15 protein-coding genes are annotated in these 14,516 nt (G+C 64.8%); 6 read left to right on the top strand and 9 right to left on the bottom strand.

Going from position 1 to position 14,516, the window contains the following annotated elements; translation table 11 throughout:
• Positions 1-23: 23 nt before the first annotated feature.
• Positions 24-1,718 (bottom strand): bifunctional diguanylate cyclase/phosphodiesterase, encoded by a 1,695-nt coding sequence (locus tag GGD67_RS12020; RefSeq protein ID WP_179732922.1) that lies wholly within the window; start codon positions 1,716-1,718, stop codon positions 24-26.
• A gap of 223 nt (positions 1,719-1,941) precedes the next feature.
• On the opposite strand from GGD67_RS12020, the gene GGD67_RS12015 reads away from it, so the two are divergent.
• Positions 1,942-2,202, top strand: coding sequence for a hypothetical protein (locus tag GGD67_RS12015; protein ID WP_018316756.1), 261 nt, complete (start codon positions 1,942-1,944; stop codon positions 2,200-2,202).
• Between the two features lie 6 nt (positions 2,203-2,208).
• Here GGD67_RS12015 and GGD67_RS12010 read toward each other — a convergent pair whose 3' ends face one another.
• The 3 genes from GGD67_RS12010 to mtgA form a co-directional block, all read right to left on the bottom strand.
• Positions 2,209-2,856: a hypothetical protein gene (locus GGD67_RS12010; RefSeq protein WP_177236852.1), complete on the bottom strand. Its 648-nt coding sequence runs from the start codon at positions 2,854-2,856 to the stop codon at positions 2,209-2,211.
• Positions 2,857-2,999: 143 nt separating this feature from the next.
• Positions 3,000-3,182 (bottom strand): 50S ribosomal protein L32, encoded by a 183-nt coding sequence (gene rpmF, locus GGD67_RS12005; RefSeq protein ID WP_007598106.1) that lies wholly within the window; start codon positions 3,180-3,182, stop codon positions 3,000-3,002.
• Between the two features lie 168 nt (positions 3,183-3,350).
• On the bottom strand, positions 3,351-4,025 hold the full coding sequence (gene mtgA, locus GGD67_RS12000) for a monofunctional biosynthetic peptidoglycan transglycosylase (RefSeq protein ID WP_179732920.1): 675 nt from the start codon (positions 4,023-4,025) through the stop codon (positions 3,351-3,353).
• Between the two features lie 161 nt (positions 4,026-4,186).
• Between mtgA and GGD67_RS11995 the strand changes: the two genes are divergently transcribed.
• Both GGD67_RS11995 and GGD67_RS11990 read left to right on the top strand, forming a co-directional pair.
• The gene (locus tag GGD67_RS11995) at positions 4,187-5,110 is read left to right on the top strand and encodes a polyprenyl synthetase family protein (protein WP_092251589.1); all 924 of its coding nucleotides are present in this window, start codon (positions 4,187-4,189) and stop codon (positions 5,108-5,110) included.
• Between the two features lie 9 nt (positions 5,111-5,119).
• A complete protein-coding gene (locus GGD67_RS11990) occupies positions 5,120-5,812 on the top strand; it encodes a DUF1345 domain-containing protein (RefSeq protein ID WP_018316752.1) in 693 nt (230 codons plus the stop codon).
• A gap of 167 nt (positions 5,813-5,979) precedes the next feature.
• On the opposite strand, the gene GGD67_RS11985 is transcribed toward GGD67_RS11990, so the two are convergent.
• Entirely contained in the window at positions 5,980-7,794 is a 1,815-nt protein-coding gene (locus GGD67_RS11985) for a caspase family protein (RefSeq protein WP_179732918.1), read from the bottom strand.
• Between the two features lie 183 nt (positions 7,795-7,977).
• Positions 7,978-8,406, bottom strand: a complete 429-nt coding sequence (locus GGD67_RS11980; RefSeq protein WP_179732916.1) for a GFA family protein — start codon at positions 8,404-8,406, stop codon at positions 7,978-7,980.
• Positions 8,407-8,501: 95 nt separating this feature from the next.
• Here GGD67_RS11980 and GGD67_RS11975 point away from each other — a divergent pair, with 95 nt between their 5' ends.
• The 3 genes from GGD67_RS11975 to GGD67_RS11965 all read left to right on the top strand — a co-directional run bounded on the left by GGD67_RS11975 (position 8,502) and on the right by GGD67_RS11965 (position 11,602).
• Positions 8,502-8,876: a nuclear transport factor 2 family protein gene (locus GGD67_RS11975; protein WP_018316749.1), complete on the top strand. Its 375-nt coding sequence runs from the start codon at positions 8,502-8,504 to the stop codon at positions 8,874-8,876.
• Positions 8,877-9,088: 212 nt separating this feature from the next.
• Positions 9,089-9,946 carry a class A beta-lactamase gene (gene bla / locus GGD67_RS11970; protein ID WP_179732914.1) on the top strand — a complete coding sequence of 286 codons (858 nt, stop codon included), beginning with the start codon at positions 9,089-9,091 and terminating at the stop codon, positions 9,944-9,946.
• A gap of 48 nt (positions 9,947-9,994) precedes the next feature.
• Positions 9,995-11,602, top strand: a complete 1,608-nt coding sequence (locus GGD67_RS11965; protein ID WP_018316747.1) for a Na+/H+ antiporter — start codon at positions 9,995-9,997, stop codon at positions 11,600-11,602.
• Between the two features lie 138 nt (positions 11,603-11,740).
• On the opposite strand, the gene GGD67_RS11960 is transcribed toward GGD67_RS11965, so the two are convergent.
• From GGD67_RS11960 to GGD67_RS11950, 3 genes are all read right to left on the bottom strand, one after another.
• Complete coding sequence (locus GGD67_RS11960) at positions 11,741-12,556, bottom strand: N-acetylmuramoyl-L-alanine amidase (RefSeq protein ID WP_018316746.1); 816 nt, start codon at positions 12,554-12,556, stop codon at positions 11,741-11,743.
• Positions 12,557-12,559: 3 nt separating this feature from the next.
• Complete coding sequence (locus GGD67_RS11955; protein WP_179732912.1) at positions 12,560-13,897, bottom strand: Rieske 2Fe-2S domain-containing protein; 1,338 nt, start codon at positions 13,895-13,897, stop codon at positions 12,560-12,562.
• Between the two features lie 162 nt (positions 13,898-14,059).
• Complete coding sequence (locus tag GGD67_RS11950; RefSeq protein ID WP_179732905.1) at positions 14,060-14,491, bottom strand: hypothetical protein; 432 nt, start codon at positions 14,489-14,491, stop codon at positions 14,060-14,062.
• Positions 14,492-14,516 lie beyond the last annotated feature (25 nt).

The following is a 14,516-nucleotide window of genomic DNA, read 5'->3' as shown; positions in this document are numbered from 1 at the left end:
GCCTTTGCCCGCCCTACGAGACCTCAGCATGCAGCAGGAAGCGCACTATCCGTTGAAGTCCCCCACGGACGCTCGCCAGACGCAAGCCCGATCAGGCGGCCCTGGATGTAGTCGCAGCCCCAATCGCGCAGCATGCTTGCGGCTTCCTCGTCCTGCACCCATTCGGCGACGGTCTTGATGTCGAGGCGGCGGGCGAGATCGATCAGGGTCTGCACGAAGGCGCGGTCGTCGGCGGAATGAGTGATGTTCTGCACGAACGCGCCATCGATCTTCACGATATCCACGCCGAGCTTGCGCAAGTTTCGGAACGAGGTGTAGCCGGCGCCGAAATCGTCGATGGCGATGCGGCTGCCGAAATGCTTGAGGCGGCCAACGAAGGCGCGGACGTCATCGATGTCCTGGATCGCGACCGTCTCGGTGATCTCGACGATCAGCCGCTCGGCAACGCCGGGATGGGCCTGCATCAGCGATTCGATGCCCGCCCACCAGTCCGGATCCATGGTCGTATCAGGCGAGATGTTGAGGCTGAGGCAGATGTCGGGCGCGGCGGCGAGCTCGGCCACCACGAGCTCGAGCACACGGTGATCGACCAGGCGGATCAGGCCGAGCCGTTCGGCGACCGGCACGATGTCGGGCGCGAGCAGCACCTGGCCGTCGCCCTGGTCCATCCGCACCAGGCATTCATGGAATGCGCGCTCGCGGGAGACGGCCGAGACCACCGGCTCATAGGCGAGCTTGATGCGGCGCTCGTTCAGCGCGGTGACTATCTCGTCGGTGACGCGGATGTTGACGCGGCGCTGCGCGTCGCGTGTGGCATCCGGACGCCATGCCGCGAACGAGCCGACGCGGCGGCGCTTGGCGGCATCCAGCGTCTCATGGGCGCGGTTGACGGCCTCGTCGGTGTTGCGGGCATAGCGCGGTACGCTGACCGCACCGATCGAGGCGGTGACCGAGACCGGACCGGATTTGGTCGGCACCACCTCGTCGCGAATGCCGGCGAGGAAGCGCTCGGCGGCGACATTCATGTCGTCGACGGTGCAGTTCTTCAGGATCAGGCCGAACTTGTTGCCGGAAAAGCGGCCGAGCACGTCGCCGCCACGCAGGCGCGAGCGGATGCGCTTGGCGATGTCGAGGATCACGGCGTCGGCAACGTCGAAGCCGAAGGCGTCGTTGACGCGGGCAAGATGGTCGATACCGACCAGCATGAAGGCCGCGGTCGAGCGGAAGCGGGTCGTCTCCTCGATCGCCTCGGCCAGCGCGGCAATCAGATGAGAGCGGTTGAGCTCGCCGGTCAGCGGATCGAGCCGGGCCAGCTTGGTCAGCTCCTCGTCGCGGGCGTGGCGTTCATTGTTGATTCGGACCGAGCCGATCGCGCGCACCGGGCGGCCGTCGGGGCCGGCGAACCAGCGGCCGGTCTCCTCGATCCAGATCACGGGATCGGCGGCGCTCATGCGCACCCCGTACTCGACCCGGTAGGGCGTGCCGTCGGCACCATGCACGGCATAGGCTTGCGCCAGCGCGGCGCTCCGCAGCGTTGGCGAGGGCTCGATCAGCTTGGCAAATTCGGCTCCCGTCGCCAGCCGCTCGGCGGGAATGCCGGGAAAGACGCTGCCGACCTGGTCACCCCAGACGATCGCATCACTGCCAATGTCCCAGGCAAACACGGCCTGGCCGAGGGCGGCCAGGATGTCGGAGGCTTGCGGTAATGCGGGTATCAAAATCGCCTCGTTTCGGGACAGCGGGAAAGTCCTGAGCTGACACAGGATAGAGCTAGATTCGCCCCCAACCCTAGGCAAAGTTGATAAACAATTTGGAAACCACGTTTCTACAGGCCGGGGGAACCAAACCGGCCCGTCCGGCATAGGCCTTGCGAGTACTGACACGCACCCGGCACCAGCGTCCCGAAACGCGACAGGCTCTGCCGGATCAACGGTGATAGCGATGTTGAGTACCGATCGATCGGACGCGGCGGATAGCGGCACAGGCACGGCCCTGGTGCCGGTACTGCCGATTTTGCAATGGGTCCACAAGACGCCGTTGCCGCGCCCCGATCCCAGCTTCGTCGCCCAGCTGATCGCCAATGCCGAACATCTGCCCCAGGCGAGCCGGCTGCGCCGCGCCTCTTCCGAAGATGCGCAGACGGCCTATGGCGACAAGCGCCCGCTGCAAAGCGTCAGCGCCCGCACGCGGCAGGTGGCTTGAGATCGGTCAGCGCGGCGGCGTGTCGGGGGACGGAGACGTGCCGTCGCCCGGCTGCAAATGCGGCGAGGGGACTTCCGGCGAGGGCGTGCTCTGCACCGGCTTCGGCGCGGGAGGATCCATCAGCACGGATTCGGCGACCGACTGTGCCGAGGGCGCGGGCGGTGCCGCCGGTGCTGCGATCGGCGCGGACACCGGTTCGAACTTGGGCTCGGCCACGGCATCCGGAGCTTCCACCTGGCGCTTGGCCTTGCGTGACGCCGGCACCGTTGTCTCGGCGACATAAGTGACGCGGCGGCGCGTGCGCTGGGCAATACCGCCGAGGAAATCGGCCATCGCGAGCAACACCAGCAGGAAATAGGTCGAGTTGCCGAATTTGGGCCACATCACGAATTCGGCCGCGGCCGCGCCAAACAGGATCAGTGACAGCAGATGATCCATCAGGAATTTCGAGCCCGGCCGCGCGCCCTTCACCACTTCGAGCAGCAGCAGCACGATACCGAGCGCCAGCATCACGTCGGCGAGCGTGACCGGCCAGGTCTCGCCCGACACCATCGGCACCTTGAACAGCACATCCGTGAAGGACACGGTCGGCATCAGGAAGGCGATGATGTTGTAGACCGCGAGCGGAATCAGAAGCAGCGGGAAACCGACCATCGGCGAAATGCCTTCTCGATCAAGATATCCAGACAGGACAATGCGGCGGCGAAGCATTAGCTCCGCCGCCGCCACTGTCATATCTCATGGGTTGGCCGAAATCAGGCAGGTGCAATCATCCCGCCTGGAGAAAGGTCCTTAACTCAGGACTCTTTCTTCTTCAGGACCTGACGGCCCTTGTACATGCCGGTCTTGAGGTCGAGATGGTGCGGACGACGCAGCTCGCCGGAGTCCTTGTCTTCCACATAGGTCGGCTTCTTGATGGCGTCTGCCGAGCGGCGCATGCCACGGCGCGACGGCGAGGTTTTTCTTCTCGGAACGGCCATTTCAATATCCTCTAGGGATTGGTGTTATCAGGGCATCGTCCGCGAGGGACGGCTCAGCACCCGCAATCCGAGGCGAGCTGAATGCCGATCAAGGTCGCGCTTATAGAGGAAGGCTGGCTGCAAAGCTAGGCTCTTGGGCCGGAAAATGCGCCCGAAAAGGGCCCAAAATCAGCGATTTTCCCGCCAGCAGGTCGCAAGCGAAGAGGCCTGCGCCCTTGCCACATAGGTCCCTGCCAGCCGCCGGACGCCCGGACCGGGGGTTTTGGCGCTGCGTTTGACCGGATTCGGCAGGATCGAGGCCAGAAGGGCCGCCTCACGCGGAGAGAGGGCGGCGGCCGATTTGCCGAAGGCATAGGCGCTGGCCGCCCCCACCCCGAACTGGCCCTGCGGGCCGAGCTCGGCGATGTTGAGATAAATCTCCAGGATCCGCGGCTTGGGCAGGACGAGATCGATCCAGAGCGCCAGCGGGAATTCCAGCGCCTTGCGGACGAAATCCCGCCCCTGCCAGAGGAACAGGTTTTTTGCGACCTGCTGGGTAATGGTGGAGGCGCCCCGGAACGGCGTGCCGTCCTCTTGCGCGTCATCGATCGCCTCGCGCAGCGCCCCCCAATCGATGCCGTGATGCTTGCAGAAATGTGCGTCCTCAGCCGCCACCACCGCGCGCGGCAGATAGGGCGACATCGCCGCCAGATCGATCCATTCCCGCTGCATTGGCGCGCCGCGAAGCGAACGCCACGCCATCAGTGTCGAACCCGGATGGCCGGTTCGGTAGAACGGCGCGATCACATAGGGCGCGAGAATGACGACCGCGAGCGCTACCAGCAGGATTTTGACGATGCGCAAATCGACCTTTCCGGCATGGAACGAAACGCGGCCACGGCTCTCCCCATTAAGTCTGTGATAATTCGGGCCTTTTCCAGCACTTTTTAGGCCTTCCAAACGATTGACTGGGGCGGGCGCATAAAGGATTGTCCCGCCGAATTTTAGTTCTGGAGCCCTTCTTGATGACCGGCACGTCCCCGTCCGATTTCGCCAAGCGTCTGGACAAGACCGCTGATGACACCGAGGCCCTGCTCGGGCGCCTGTTGTCGGACGACATCCTGCACGATGAGATCGCCCGGCCCAAGCGACTGATGGACGCAATGCGCTACTCGAGCCTGAACGGCGGCAAGCGTCTGCGCCCGTTCCTGGTGGTCGAGAGCGCGGCCGTGTTCGGCGTTCCCCGTGAAGCCGCGTTGCTGGTCGGCGCCGCGCTCGAATGCATCCACTGCTATTCGCTGATCCACGACGATCTGCCCGCCATGGACAATTCGGACCTGCGCCGCGGCCGCCCCACCCTGCACAAGCAGACCGATGACGCGACCGCGATCCTCGCCGGCGACGGTCTGCTGACGCTGGCCTTCGACATCGTCACCCGTGACGAAATCCATCGCGACGCCAATGTGCGGCTGCTGCTGACGCGCGCGCTGGCGCGCTGCGCCGGCATCGGCGGCATGGTCGGCGGCCAGATCCTCGACCTCGCCGGCGAAGGCCGCTTTGGCGGCAACGAGCCGATCGATGTCGCCCGCATTCAGCAGATGAAGACCGGCGCGCTCTTGCGTTACGGCTGCATCGCCGGCGCGATCCTCGGCCAGGCCTCGCAGAAAGAATATCAGGCACTCGACGATTACGGCCGCGCGCTCGGCGAAGCCTTCCAGATCGCCGATGATCTGCTCGATGTCGAGGGCGATGCGGCGGCCCTCGGCAAGCCGGCCGGCGCCGATGCCGCGCTCGGCAAGACCACCTTCGTCACCCAGCTCGGCATCGAAGGCGCCAAGCAGCGCGTGCGCGACCTGCTCGCCCGGGCCGACAGCGCGGTCTCGATCTTCGGTGAGCGCGCCGCCGTGCTGCAGGCCGCCGCGCGGTTTGTCGCCGAGCGGAAGAGCTGACACGCATCGATGGCGGCCGAGGGCAAAGAAGATCCCGTCCTCGTCCGCTTCCGCCAGATGTCGCGGCCGATGCGGCTGCTTTACGCGCGGCCGCGGACCTTCATCGCGCTCGCGGCTGGCGTCCTGGTCTGTCTGCTGCTGCCGGGCTCGCACCGGCTGGTGACACGGCTCCTGTTCGGCTGGGATGCGCTGATCGCGGTCTATCTCGTGCTGGTCTACGCAATGATGCTTTGCAACGACCATCACCATATCCGGCGCGCCGCCGCGATGCAGGACGACGGCCGTTTCGTAATCCTGCTGGTGACGGCGACCGGCGCCTTCGCCAGCATCGCCGCGATCGTCTCAGAACTCGGCACACCGCATCGGGGCGTGTTGGAGCTGACCATCGCAATCAGCACCATCGCCATGTCATGGGCCGCCGTGCACACGACCTTCGCATTGCACTACGCGCATGATTATTATCGGAACGCCAAGCCGGGCGGCCTTCAGTTCCCGAGCGGCGACAAGGAAGACCACGCCGACTACTGGGACTTCGTCTATTTCTCGTTCGTGATCGGCATGACCGCGCAGGTCTCCGACGTCGGCATCACCGACAAGACGATCCGCCGCACGGCCACGGCGCACGGGATCGTATCGTTCATCTACAACACGGCCTTGCTGGCACTGACGGTCAACATCGCGGCGAGCGCGATTGCGACCTGACGTCGTCCCTGCGGACGCAGGGACCCATACCGCGTGATCTATCACTGGAAGACGAGAGCAGTACCGAGCGAAGACTTCTTAACTGGAAGTCCTCGCCAAACTGCTTCCTGTGGTTATGGGTCCCTGCGCCCGTGCGCCATTGCGCACTAGGCAGGGACGACACAACCCTAACGACACACCTCGGCATTGGCATCGTTGCCGGGGCCGCCGCCGCCGCGATATTCGAGGTGGCAACCGCGGCTGACCGGGCGGCAGCCAGTGCTATTGCAGATGACTTGCCCGCCACCTGCGGCGCGACCGGCGCCGGCAGCGGCCGCAATGCCGGCCGCGGCACCATAGCCGCCCGCCGCGCCGCCGGCCTGAGGACGCTGCCGGGCGGGACGTTCGTCGCCATCATCGCGCTTCGCCGTTGCAGGCTTGGCCGGCTTGGCGGCGCGCTTCCTCTCGCACTCATTGTCGTCGTTGACCGCATAGCCCTCACGGCAGACGATCTTGGTGCACTTGTCGCCATCGGCCTTGAAGCCGTGCTCGCAGACCAGCGGGCAGACGCGTGACGGCTTGGCCTTGACCGCATCCAGCGCGTCCGTGCTCGCCACCTTCACGTCGAGCTTGGTGCCGGCATAGCGGTTGAACTGCGACAGCGAGCGCTGCGAGGATGTGCTCCAATTGCCGTCGGCAGTGCCCGAGAAGCAGCCGACGCGGCCGAGCTCGGTCTGCACCGAACGGCTGAGATCCGCCGGCGCGGTCGCCGGCGTCAGAGAGGCAACGTTGGTGCCGGCGGGGCTCGCCGTGCTGGCCGGCGCCGCGCTCGGGGCCGCAGCGGCGAGATTGACGCGCTGCTGCTCGGCGGCAGCTGCCTGCTGTTGCGCCTGCTCCTTGGCCTTCTGCGCAGCGAGCTGCGCCTGCTCGGCGGCCTTCGCATCGGCTGCGGCTTTGGCCTGCGCATCCCTCTGTGCGCCGAGCGCGGCAAGACGATCGCGTTCTGCCTCGGCCTGTTTCGCCTTCTCGGTGGCAGCCGCATGGGCCTGCTCGGCACCAATTTTCTCGACCTGAAGCTTGGCGAGGCTCGCATAGAAGCCATCGGGATGCTGGGCGAGGAAAGCAGCCCACGCCGCCTTGTTGCCGACCTGGAGCGCGAGCTCGTAATCGCGGCGGATGTCGGCCTGCGGGTTCGGCGCGGGCGCAACCGTTGCTGCGGCCGTCACCTTGACCGGAACCAGCGGCACGTCCTCGCCACCGAGCGAGCCGTAGACGAACGGCTCCTGCTTGTTACCTGTCGACTTGAGCACGTCGTCGCGCACGAAGCCGAAGGCACGGCGGACGTCGAGGCCCGGCGTCGTCAGATGCTTCGACAGCGCGACCGTAAAGGGGCTGTTGGCGCCGTCGCCGTCCTGAGCGGTGAAGCCGGCCTTCGCCGAATAGGCGATCAGCGTATTGGGGCTGGTCGGCTCGACCTGGGCGAGGCCCCGGCCGATACCGCGCGCGGCCACCGTGCGCTTCATGGTCTTGCCGAACGGATTGTCGCGGCAGGCATCCAGGATCACCAGCCGAAGCTGTTTGGCCGGTTCGACGGCGACCAGGACGCGGTCGAGCGAGAGCGCCTCGTCATAGACGTCGGTGTCGCGCTCAAGCTTGGCGTCGACCGGTATCAGATAATTCGAACCCTCGACCTCGATGCCGTGACCGGCATAGTAGACCACGGCGATGTCGGCATTGCGGGTCGCATCGGCAAAATCGCGCAGCACGCGCCGCGTATCCAGGGCCGACAGGTCGTGCCGGAAATCGACGCTGTTGAAGCCGGCCTCCTTCAGCGTCTTCGCCATCACCGCACCGTCATTGACGGGATTGGTGAGCGACGGCGCGTGCTGATAGGCCGAATTGGCGATCACCAGCGCGACGCGGTTGCCGGCAAAAGCGGGATCCGTGCCGAACAACAGCACGGCGGCGAGGAGAAGCGGGCAGAGTCTGAGCAGGTTGCGCATGACACGACTTCCGAAGTTCGGGACGTTTCGGTCCCCCTTGGGACCGCTTTAGCAGGATCCGGTGCCGGCGCTTGTGGTGGAGGTCACCAAGGCCGCGCCGGCGACAGCCCGAAGGACCCCCTTTGTTTGTCGCGCCAGCGCGGTCACGGTTCGCTGCCAAACAGGCAAGCAGACCGAATTCCCCTAGGGATCGCCGATATGCCCCCGATATTGCGGCAGATTGTCCGTAATTTCGTGCCAGGGCGCCTTCGAGGCCACGAAGATGTGGGCGCTCGGCCGGATCGAGGGGGCATCAACCAGGGTTCCCATGGCGACATGGACCCATTGTCCTTCACGTACCCGGGAATAAAGCAGCGAGCCGCACCGGGAGCAATGGGCGTCATGGGTGGTGTCGTCGCCGAAAATCATCCGCTGGTCCCCTCCCCGGACAATGCGGAGCTTGTCCTGCGCGATGCCGGCGAAGGGCTTGAAGGCGGAGCCGGTGGTGCGACGGCAGTTCGAACAGTGGCAGTTCATCGCATAGGAGAACGCGTCGGCCACCTCAAACCGCACGGCGCGGCAGTAGCATTCGCCGATCAGGATACGAGCGTTCGAAGTTTCTGATCCGGTCATTCCAGCGTCCTTGCGCGATTGGCAAGAGACACCCATAGCGCATTTCGATGTGTACGACTAAGTTCCGCCCGAGCCATCATGCAAAAGGATGACCTATGAACCAGAACCGTTCGAGTGTCGAAGCCGTCGTGCAATCCTATTTCGACGGGCTTTACGAGGGCGACGCCGAGAAGCTCGGCACCATCTTCCATCCCTCCGCTGACTTGCGCTGGGTCGAGAAGGGCGAGCTCCAGGTCCTGACCGTACCCGACTGGCTCGACCGCGTCCGCAAGCGCGCCTCCGCCAAGGCCGAAGGCAAGCCGCGCGAGGATTTCATCGTCACCATCGACCGTTCGGACGACAAGACCGCCTTCATCAAGGTCCGTTGCCAGCTGCCGCCACGTTTCTTCACCGATTATCTGGTGGCGATGAAGCTCGCCGACGGCTGGCAGATCGTGTCGAAATCGTATCGGTATGACCTGAGGGAGTGAGGAGGGCCTGACGTCCCGCTGCCTGAATTCGGACGCGCTCGCCCTCCATTCTGCACCATTGCAAGCACAACTCTCGGCGCGCGAGGAGCTCTTGCGACGAAGCAATCCGGAATCTCTCCGCGGAGAGATTCTGGATTGCTTCGCTGCGCTCGCAATGACGGCGCGGATGACGCGTGCGTAATCTCTTCCATCTCTTCTCATGAAAGCTCCCCATGCCGCTCGATCGCCGTTCCCTGCTCGCCTCTCTCTGCTGGATCGCCGCCTCTCCTGCGTTGGCCGCTGAGGCACCGCCTGAGCTCGAAACCTATGAACGCGAGAGCGGAGGACGGATCGGGGTCTATGCAGAGAACCTTGCGACCGGCAAAAAGCTCGCCTGGCGCGCCGACGAGCGCTTCGTCATGTGCTCGACCTTCAAGGCCTCGCTTGCGGCTTGCATGCTGGCCCGGGTCGACCGCGGCGAGGACCAGCTTGCGGCCATGATCGCTTACGGCAAGCCCGACCTCTTGGACTACGCGCCGGTCGCCAAACAGAATCTTGCGGCCGGCGCGATGTCGGTCAGCGACATGTGCAAGGCGATCGTCGAGCTCAGCGACAATACCTGCGCCAATCTGCTGCTGGCGCGGATCGGCGGACCCGCCGCCCTCACCGCCTTCTGGCGATCGCTCGGCGACACCACCTCCCGGCTCGACCACAACGAGCCAGAACTCAACCGCTCGCCGCCGGGCAATCCCCACGACACCACGACGCCGTCAGCAATGGCGGGAAATTTGCAGCGCCTGGTGGTGGGCGAAGCGCTGTCGCCAGCCTCGCGGGCCCTGCTCACCGACTGGATGGTGAACTGCAAGACTGGCGCGAACCGGCTGCGCGGCGGCCTGCCCGCAAGCTGGACCATCGGCGACAAGACCGGCAACAACGGCAAGGACGCTTCGGGTGATATCGCGGTCGCCTGGCCCAAGCCCGGGACGCCGATCCTGATCGCGGTCTATACCCAGGGCGGCACGCCGAATCCGACGCAGATCGAAGCCGCCTTTGCACGCATCGGGCGGATGGTGGCCGAGCGGCTGGCGTAAGCCGCGCACATTGACGTAGCCGTCGCTTCCGGGTCAAGACAGACTATCATGGAAGCGAAGTTTCAGACCTTTCTCATCCTGCTCGCCGTGCTGGCAGGCGTGGCGCTGGCCGCACGCCGCTTCAACGTCGCCCCCGCCATCCTGCTGATGCTGGCCGGCGTCGGCCTCGCCTTCGTGCCTGGCATGCCCCCGGTGGAATTGCCTCCCGAGCTGGTGCTGCTGATGGTGCTGCCGCCGCTGATCTACTCGGCGAGCGTCGCCATGAGCTGGCGTGAGTTCAAGAACAATTTGCGCCCGATCGTGCTGCTCGCGGTTGGCGCGGTGATCTTCACCGCAGCGATGGTGGCGGCCGCCACGCACTACATGATCGGCCTGCCCTGGACCATCGGCTTCCTGCTCGGCGCCATCGTCGCGCCGCCCGACGTGGTGGCACCGCTCGCGATCGCGCGCCGGCTCAACATGCCGCGGCGGCTCCTCGTCATCCTCGAGGGTGAAGGGCTCGCCAATGATGCCACCGCGCTGATCCTCTACCGCTTCGCGCTGGCCGCCATCATGGTCGGACATTTCTCGCTGCCGCTCGCCGCCGGCGAATTCCTCCTCATTGTCGCCAGCGAGATCGCCTTCGGCATCGGCGTCGGTTGGCTCTCCCTTCGCTTCCGCAAATGGTCCGGAGATCCGCAGGTCGAGCTGACGCTGTCGCTGATCACCCCCTACGTCTCCTACTGGCTGCCCGAGCATATCGGTGGCTCCGGGGTGATCGCGACGGTGGCCTGCGGCCTCTATGTGAGCTGGAACGGCCCGCTGCTGATCTCGTCGGCAACGCGCCTGCAGGGCATCTTCTTCTGGGACCTCGTGATCTACCTGATCGAGGGCGTGCTGTTCCTGCTCACCGGATTCCAGATGCGCGCGCTCTACGAGAAATCGAAGGCGTTCCCGCTCGACGACATCCTGATCGCAACTGCCGTGGTCCTGGTGATCGTCGTGGTCGCGCGCTTCGCCTGGCTCTATCCTGCAACCTATCTGCCGCGCATGCTCAGCAAATCGCTGCGCCAGCGCGATCCGTCGCCACCCTGGCAATGGCCGTTCGTGCTCGCCTTCACCGGCGTGCGCGGCGCGGTGTCGCTGGCGGCCGCGCTGGCACTGCCGTTCACGCTGCCGGATGGCGATGCATTTCCGTATCGCGACCTGATCCTGTTCGTGGCCTTCGGCGTCATCTTCGTCACGCTGATCGGCGTCGGGCTGACGCTGCCGCCGGTGGTGAGATGGCTCGGCGTCGCCGAGGCCGGCCGTAACGAGCATGCCGCCGAGCACGAAGCCGAGATCGCCGCGCGCCGCCAGGCGCTGGATGCAGCGCTGAAATCGCTCGACGCGCTGACCGAGGAGAAGGAGGTGTCCGACGAAGTGATGCGGCTCCTGCGTGCCCGCCACGACATCCGCGTCAACCAGCTGCCTGATTCACTCGATCCCACCCACCACGATGTCTCCGCCGCCGGTACCGCGCTGACCCGCGACCTGATCGCCGCCGAACGCAAATTCATTCACAACCTGCTGCGCGACGGCCAGATCACCGACGAGACGCGGCGGCGAATCGAGCGCGACCTGGATCTGGAGGAAGCGAGCCTGGCGAACCGGGAGTATCGGCGGACGCCGCTGTAGCCTCCCGTCATTGCGAGGAGCCGTTGCGACGAAGCAATCCAGACCGCCTCCACGGAAAGACTCTGGATTGCTTCGCGGAGCCTGTCCTCGGGCCGCGCTAGGCGCGGACCCGTTGGCTCGCAATGACGGCGGGAGCAATTACCGCCTTGCGCAAAACTCCGCTATGGCGGACGCCACGGCCGCCGCAATCGTTTCATGCCGCTCGGGTGCGTTCATCGCCATTTCCTCGTCGCGGTTGATGATGGAGCCGGCCTCGAGCAGCACTGCGGCACTGCTGGTCCGCGACAGGACGACGAGCCCGTCATAGCGGTAGACGCCGACGTCCTTGTCGAGCAACTGGCGCCGGTAACGGCCCATCAGCGGCAAAGTGTATTGGCTGGCATAGTGCAGGCCTTGCTCCTTCAACTGCCTGCCGATCATCCGGGCCAGCATCAGGCTGGTGGCGAAGTGCGAATTCCGCTGCGACACGAACAGCGAGTGGCCCGAAAAGCGATCGCTGAAATAGCTCTTCGCACCATCGAATTCCCAGGTCTCGAGCAGCTTGTCCGGCACCGAATCATGATGGATCGACAGGAAGAGATCGGCGTGCGACCCATTGGCGCTGCCGACACGTTTAAACAGGCTGGGCCTAGCCTTGCCGTCCGTGACGAGCAGGCGTGTTGCGGCAAAGCCTTCGGACTTGAGTTTCGCCGTGATGAGTCTTGCGAGACGGAAGTTGAAGCCGAACTCCGGATCGTTGCGCGCGCTCAACGCGCCGTAGGAGTCCGGCGTATGCCCGACATCCACGACGATCCGGAATTTCGGCATCTCACATTTGGCCGGCGCGGGCGAAGGCTTGAGCCTTGCTTTCGCGACCTTTCGGGCCGGGGCAGCCTGCCCCGCATCGATGGACGGAAGCAATAACGCGACCAGCGACACCAGGAGAATTGCGACGATGTCCCGCCCTGACGACAAATCCTACTCCGCTGCCGCGATGCGTGGCCGGCCGACGAAGCCCGCGACATCGCCGAATCGTTCGAGCATGACCGCGGGTAGATCCTTCGACTTGCTGGTGACGCAGGCGCCGGAGCGCACCGCATAGCGATCCTGATGCGCCGCCTGCGGGGGCGGCTCACCCTGCTGCAGCGCCCGCGCCAGATCCATCACCACTTTACGAAAATGCATGATGCCGAGATCGGTCGGCCCGAGATGCTCGCGGGTGCGGTCGGCGATCGGCCCCTGGCTGTCCTGCACGGCGGCGTCCTGCTCGGAGACACCCTTGATGCCGGTGTAGCTCCTGGTCTTCTGCAGCTTGCGATCGATCAGATAGTCGTTGCCCTTATGGCGCAGCGGCACGTAATTGTCGTCGACCTCCGCGATCACGCCGTTGCCGCGGTCGTAGGCATCGCGCTCCGCTTGCGACAACGGCCGTTCCGGATTCCAGGCATAGGTGTAGATCCAGCAATTGGTGTCGGTCACAGGCACGAAGGTCTGGCCAAAAATGCTCTCGCCCGGCATCGCGCTCGGCGCGTAGGCGTGGAATGGCATCAGGAATTGCGCGATGCGCCAGTAGATGCTGTCGCCGCCGGTGAGCCGGCCACCGGCAATGGTCAGTCCGGCCTCGTGCGAGCTGATCTTGATCACCGGCCGCGGGTCTTCCGCGATCCAGCGCATGTGATCGCTCGACATCCGCGCGATCGGATTCACGAAATGCTTCTTGATGTCCAGGATCTCGTTCTCCTCCTTGTCGAAGGAGAGATGGGCAAAGGTGAAATGTGCGGTGTCGATCGAGCCTTCCAGCGCCTGCACCCAGTTGCAGTCCTGCCATTTCTTGCTGACGTAGCGGTGCGAGGCCGGCAGCAGCGCCATTTCGAGATCGGGCAGCTCGGGCATGGCCTCGATCGGACCCATATAGGCCCAGATCATCTCGCCCCATTCGCGCACTGGATAGGACTTGATGCGGATCAGATCCTTGGCGTTGAGATCGGGATAGGAGGTCGGCATGTCGACGCAGCGGCCGTCGGTGTTGAACTTCCAGCCGTGATAGACGCAGCGGATGCCGCATTCCTCGTTTCGCCCCAGCCAGAGATTGGCGCCGCGATGCGGGCAATATTGGTCGATGACGCCGACGACGCCGCGCGTGTCGCGGAAGGCAAGCAGTTCCTCGCCGAGCACGGTGATCTTCTTCGGCTCGCCGTCCGGTTCGGGGAGTTCTTCGGACAGCAGGACGGGAATCCAGAACCGGCGCAGCAATTCGCCCATGCCGGTACCTGCACCCGACTCGGTCAGGAATTTGTTGTCCTCGGCGCGGAGCATGGCTGATCCTCCCGAATATTTTCGGGAAGATTGGCGCGAGAGTGAGAGAACGTCAACGCAAGAACAACGGGGCGGTACGAGGACGGGTCAGCGAAGCCTGACCCGCCGTCCTTCTCGCGGACCGACGAGGCGAGTCATTAGCTTCGGTCCGCCCCGTCGCAATTACCTGACCGTGACGGCGACTGTGTATACCTTGCCATTATCCGGGTCGGTGGGATCCGCCGTCACGCGCCGATAGGTGAAGGAGTCTTCACCGACGTAGCCCTTCTTGGATTGGTACACCACGCTGGTCAGCCGCACGGTCTTGGCCTCTCCGTTTCTCAATTTGCGTTGCCCGGTGCTCACTCGCGTCGTCACGGCGCCACTCTTCGGCGGAGACACGACTTCAATGCTCACGGGCCAGACCTTGCCACTGCTGTCGACTCGCCAGTGTCCCCCGCATTTGCAGACTTCCTTTGCCTCGCCCGATTTTACGACGAGCGACATGTTCGACCCGCCCGCATGGGCGCCACAGAGGATTCCGAAGAACAGGACGAGCCCCGCCGTGATTTTGATCAAAAGAGCCGTCGGCAGGCGTACCGGGTAAGTTGTCATGTCATATGTCTCCAATGAAAATACT

Source organism: Bradyrhizobium sp. IAR9, from assembly GCF_013408065.1.
Classification (GTDB): Bacteria; Pseudomonadota; Alphaproteobacteria; order Rhizobiales; family Xanthobacteraceae; genus Bradyrhizobium.
This window is presented reverse-complemented; position numbering and strand designations above follow the sequence as displayed.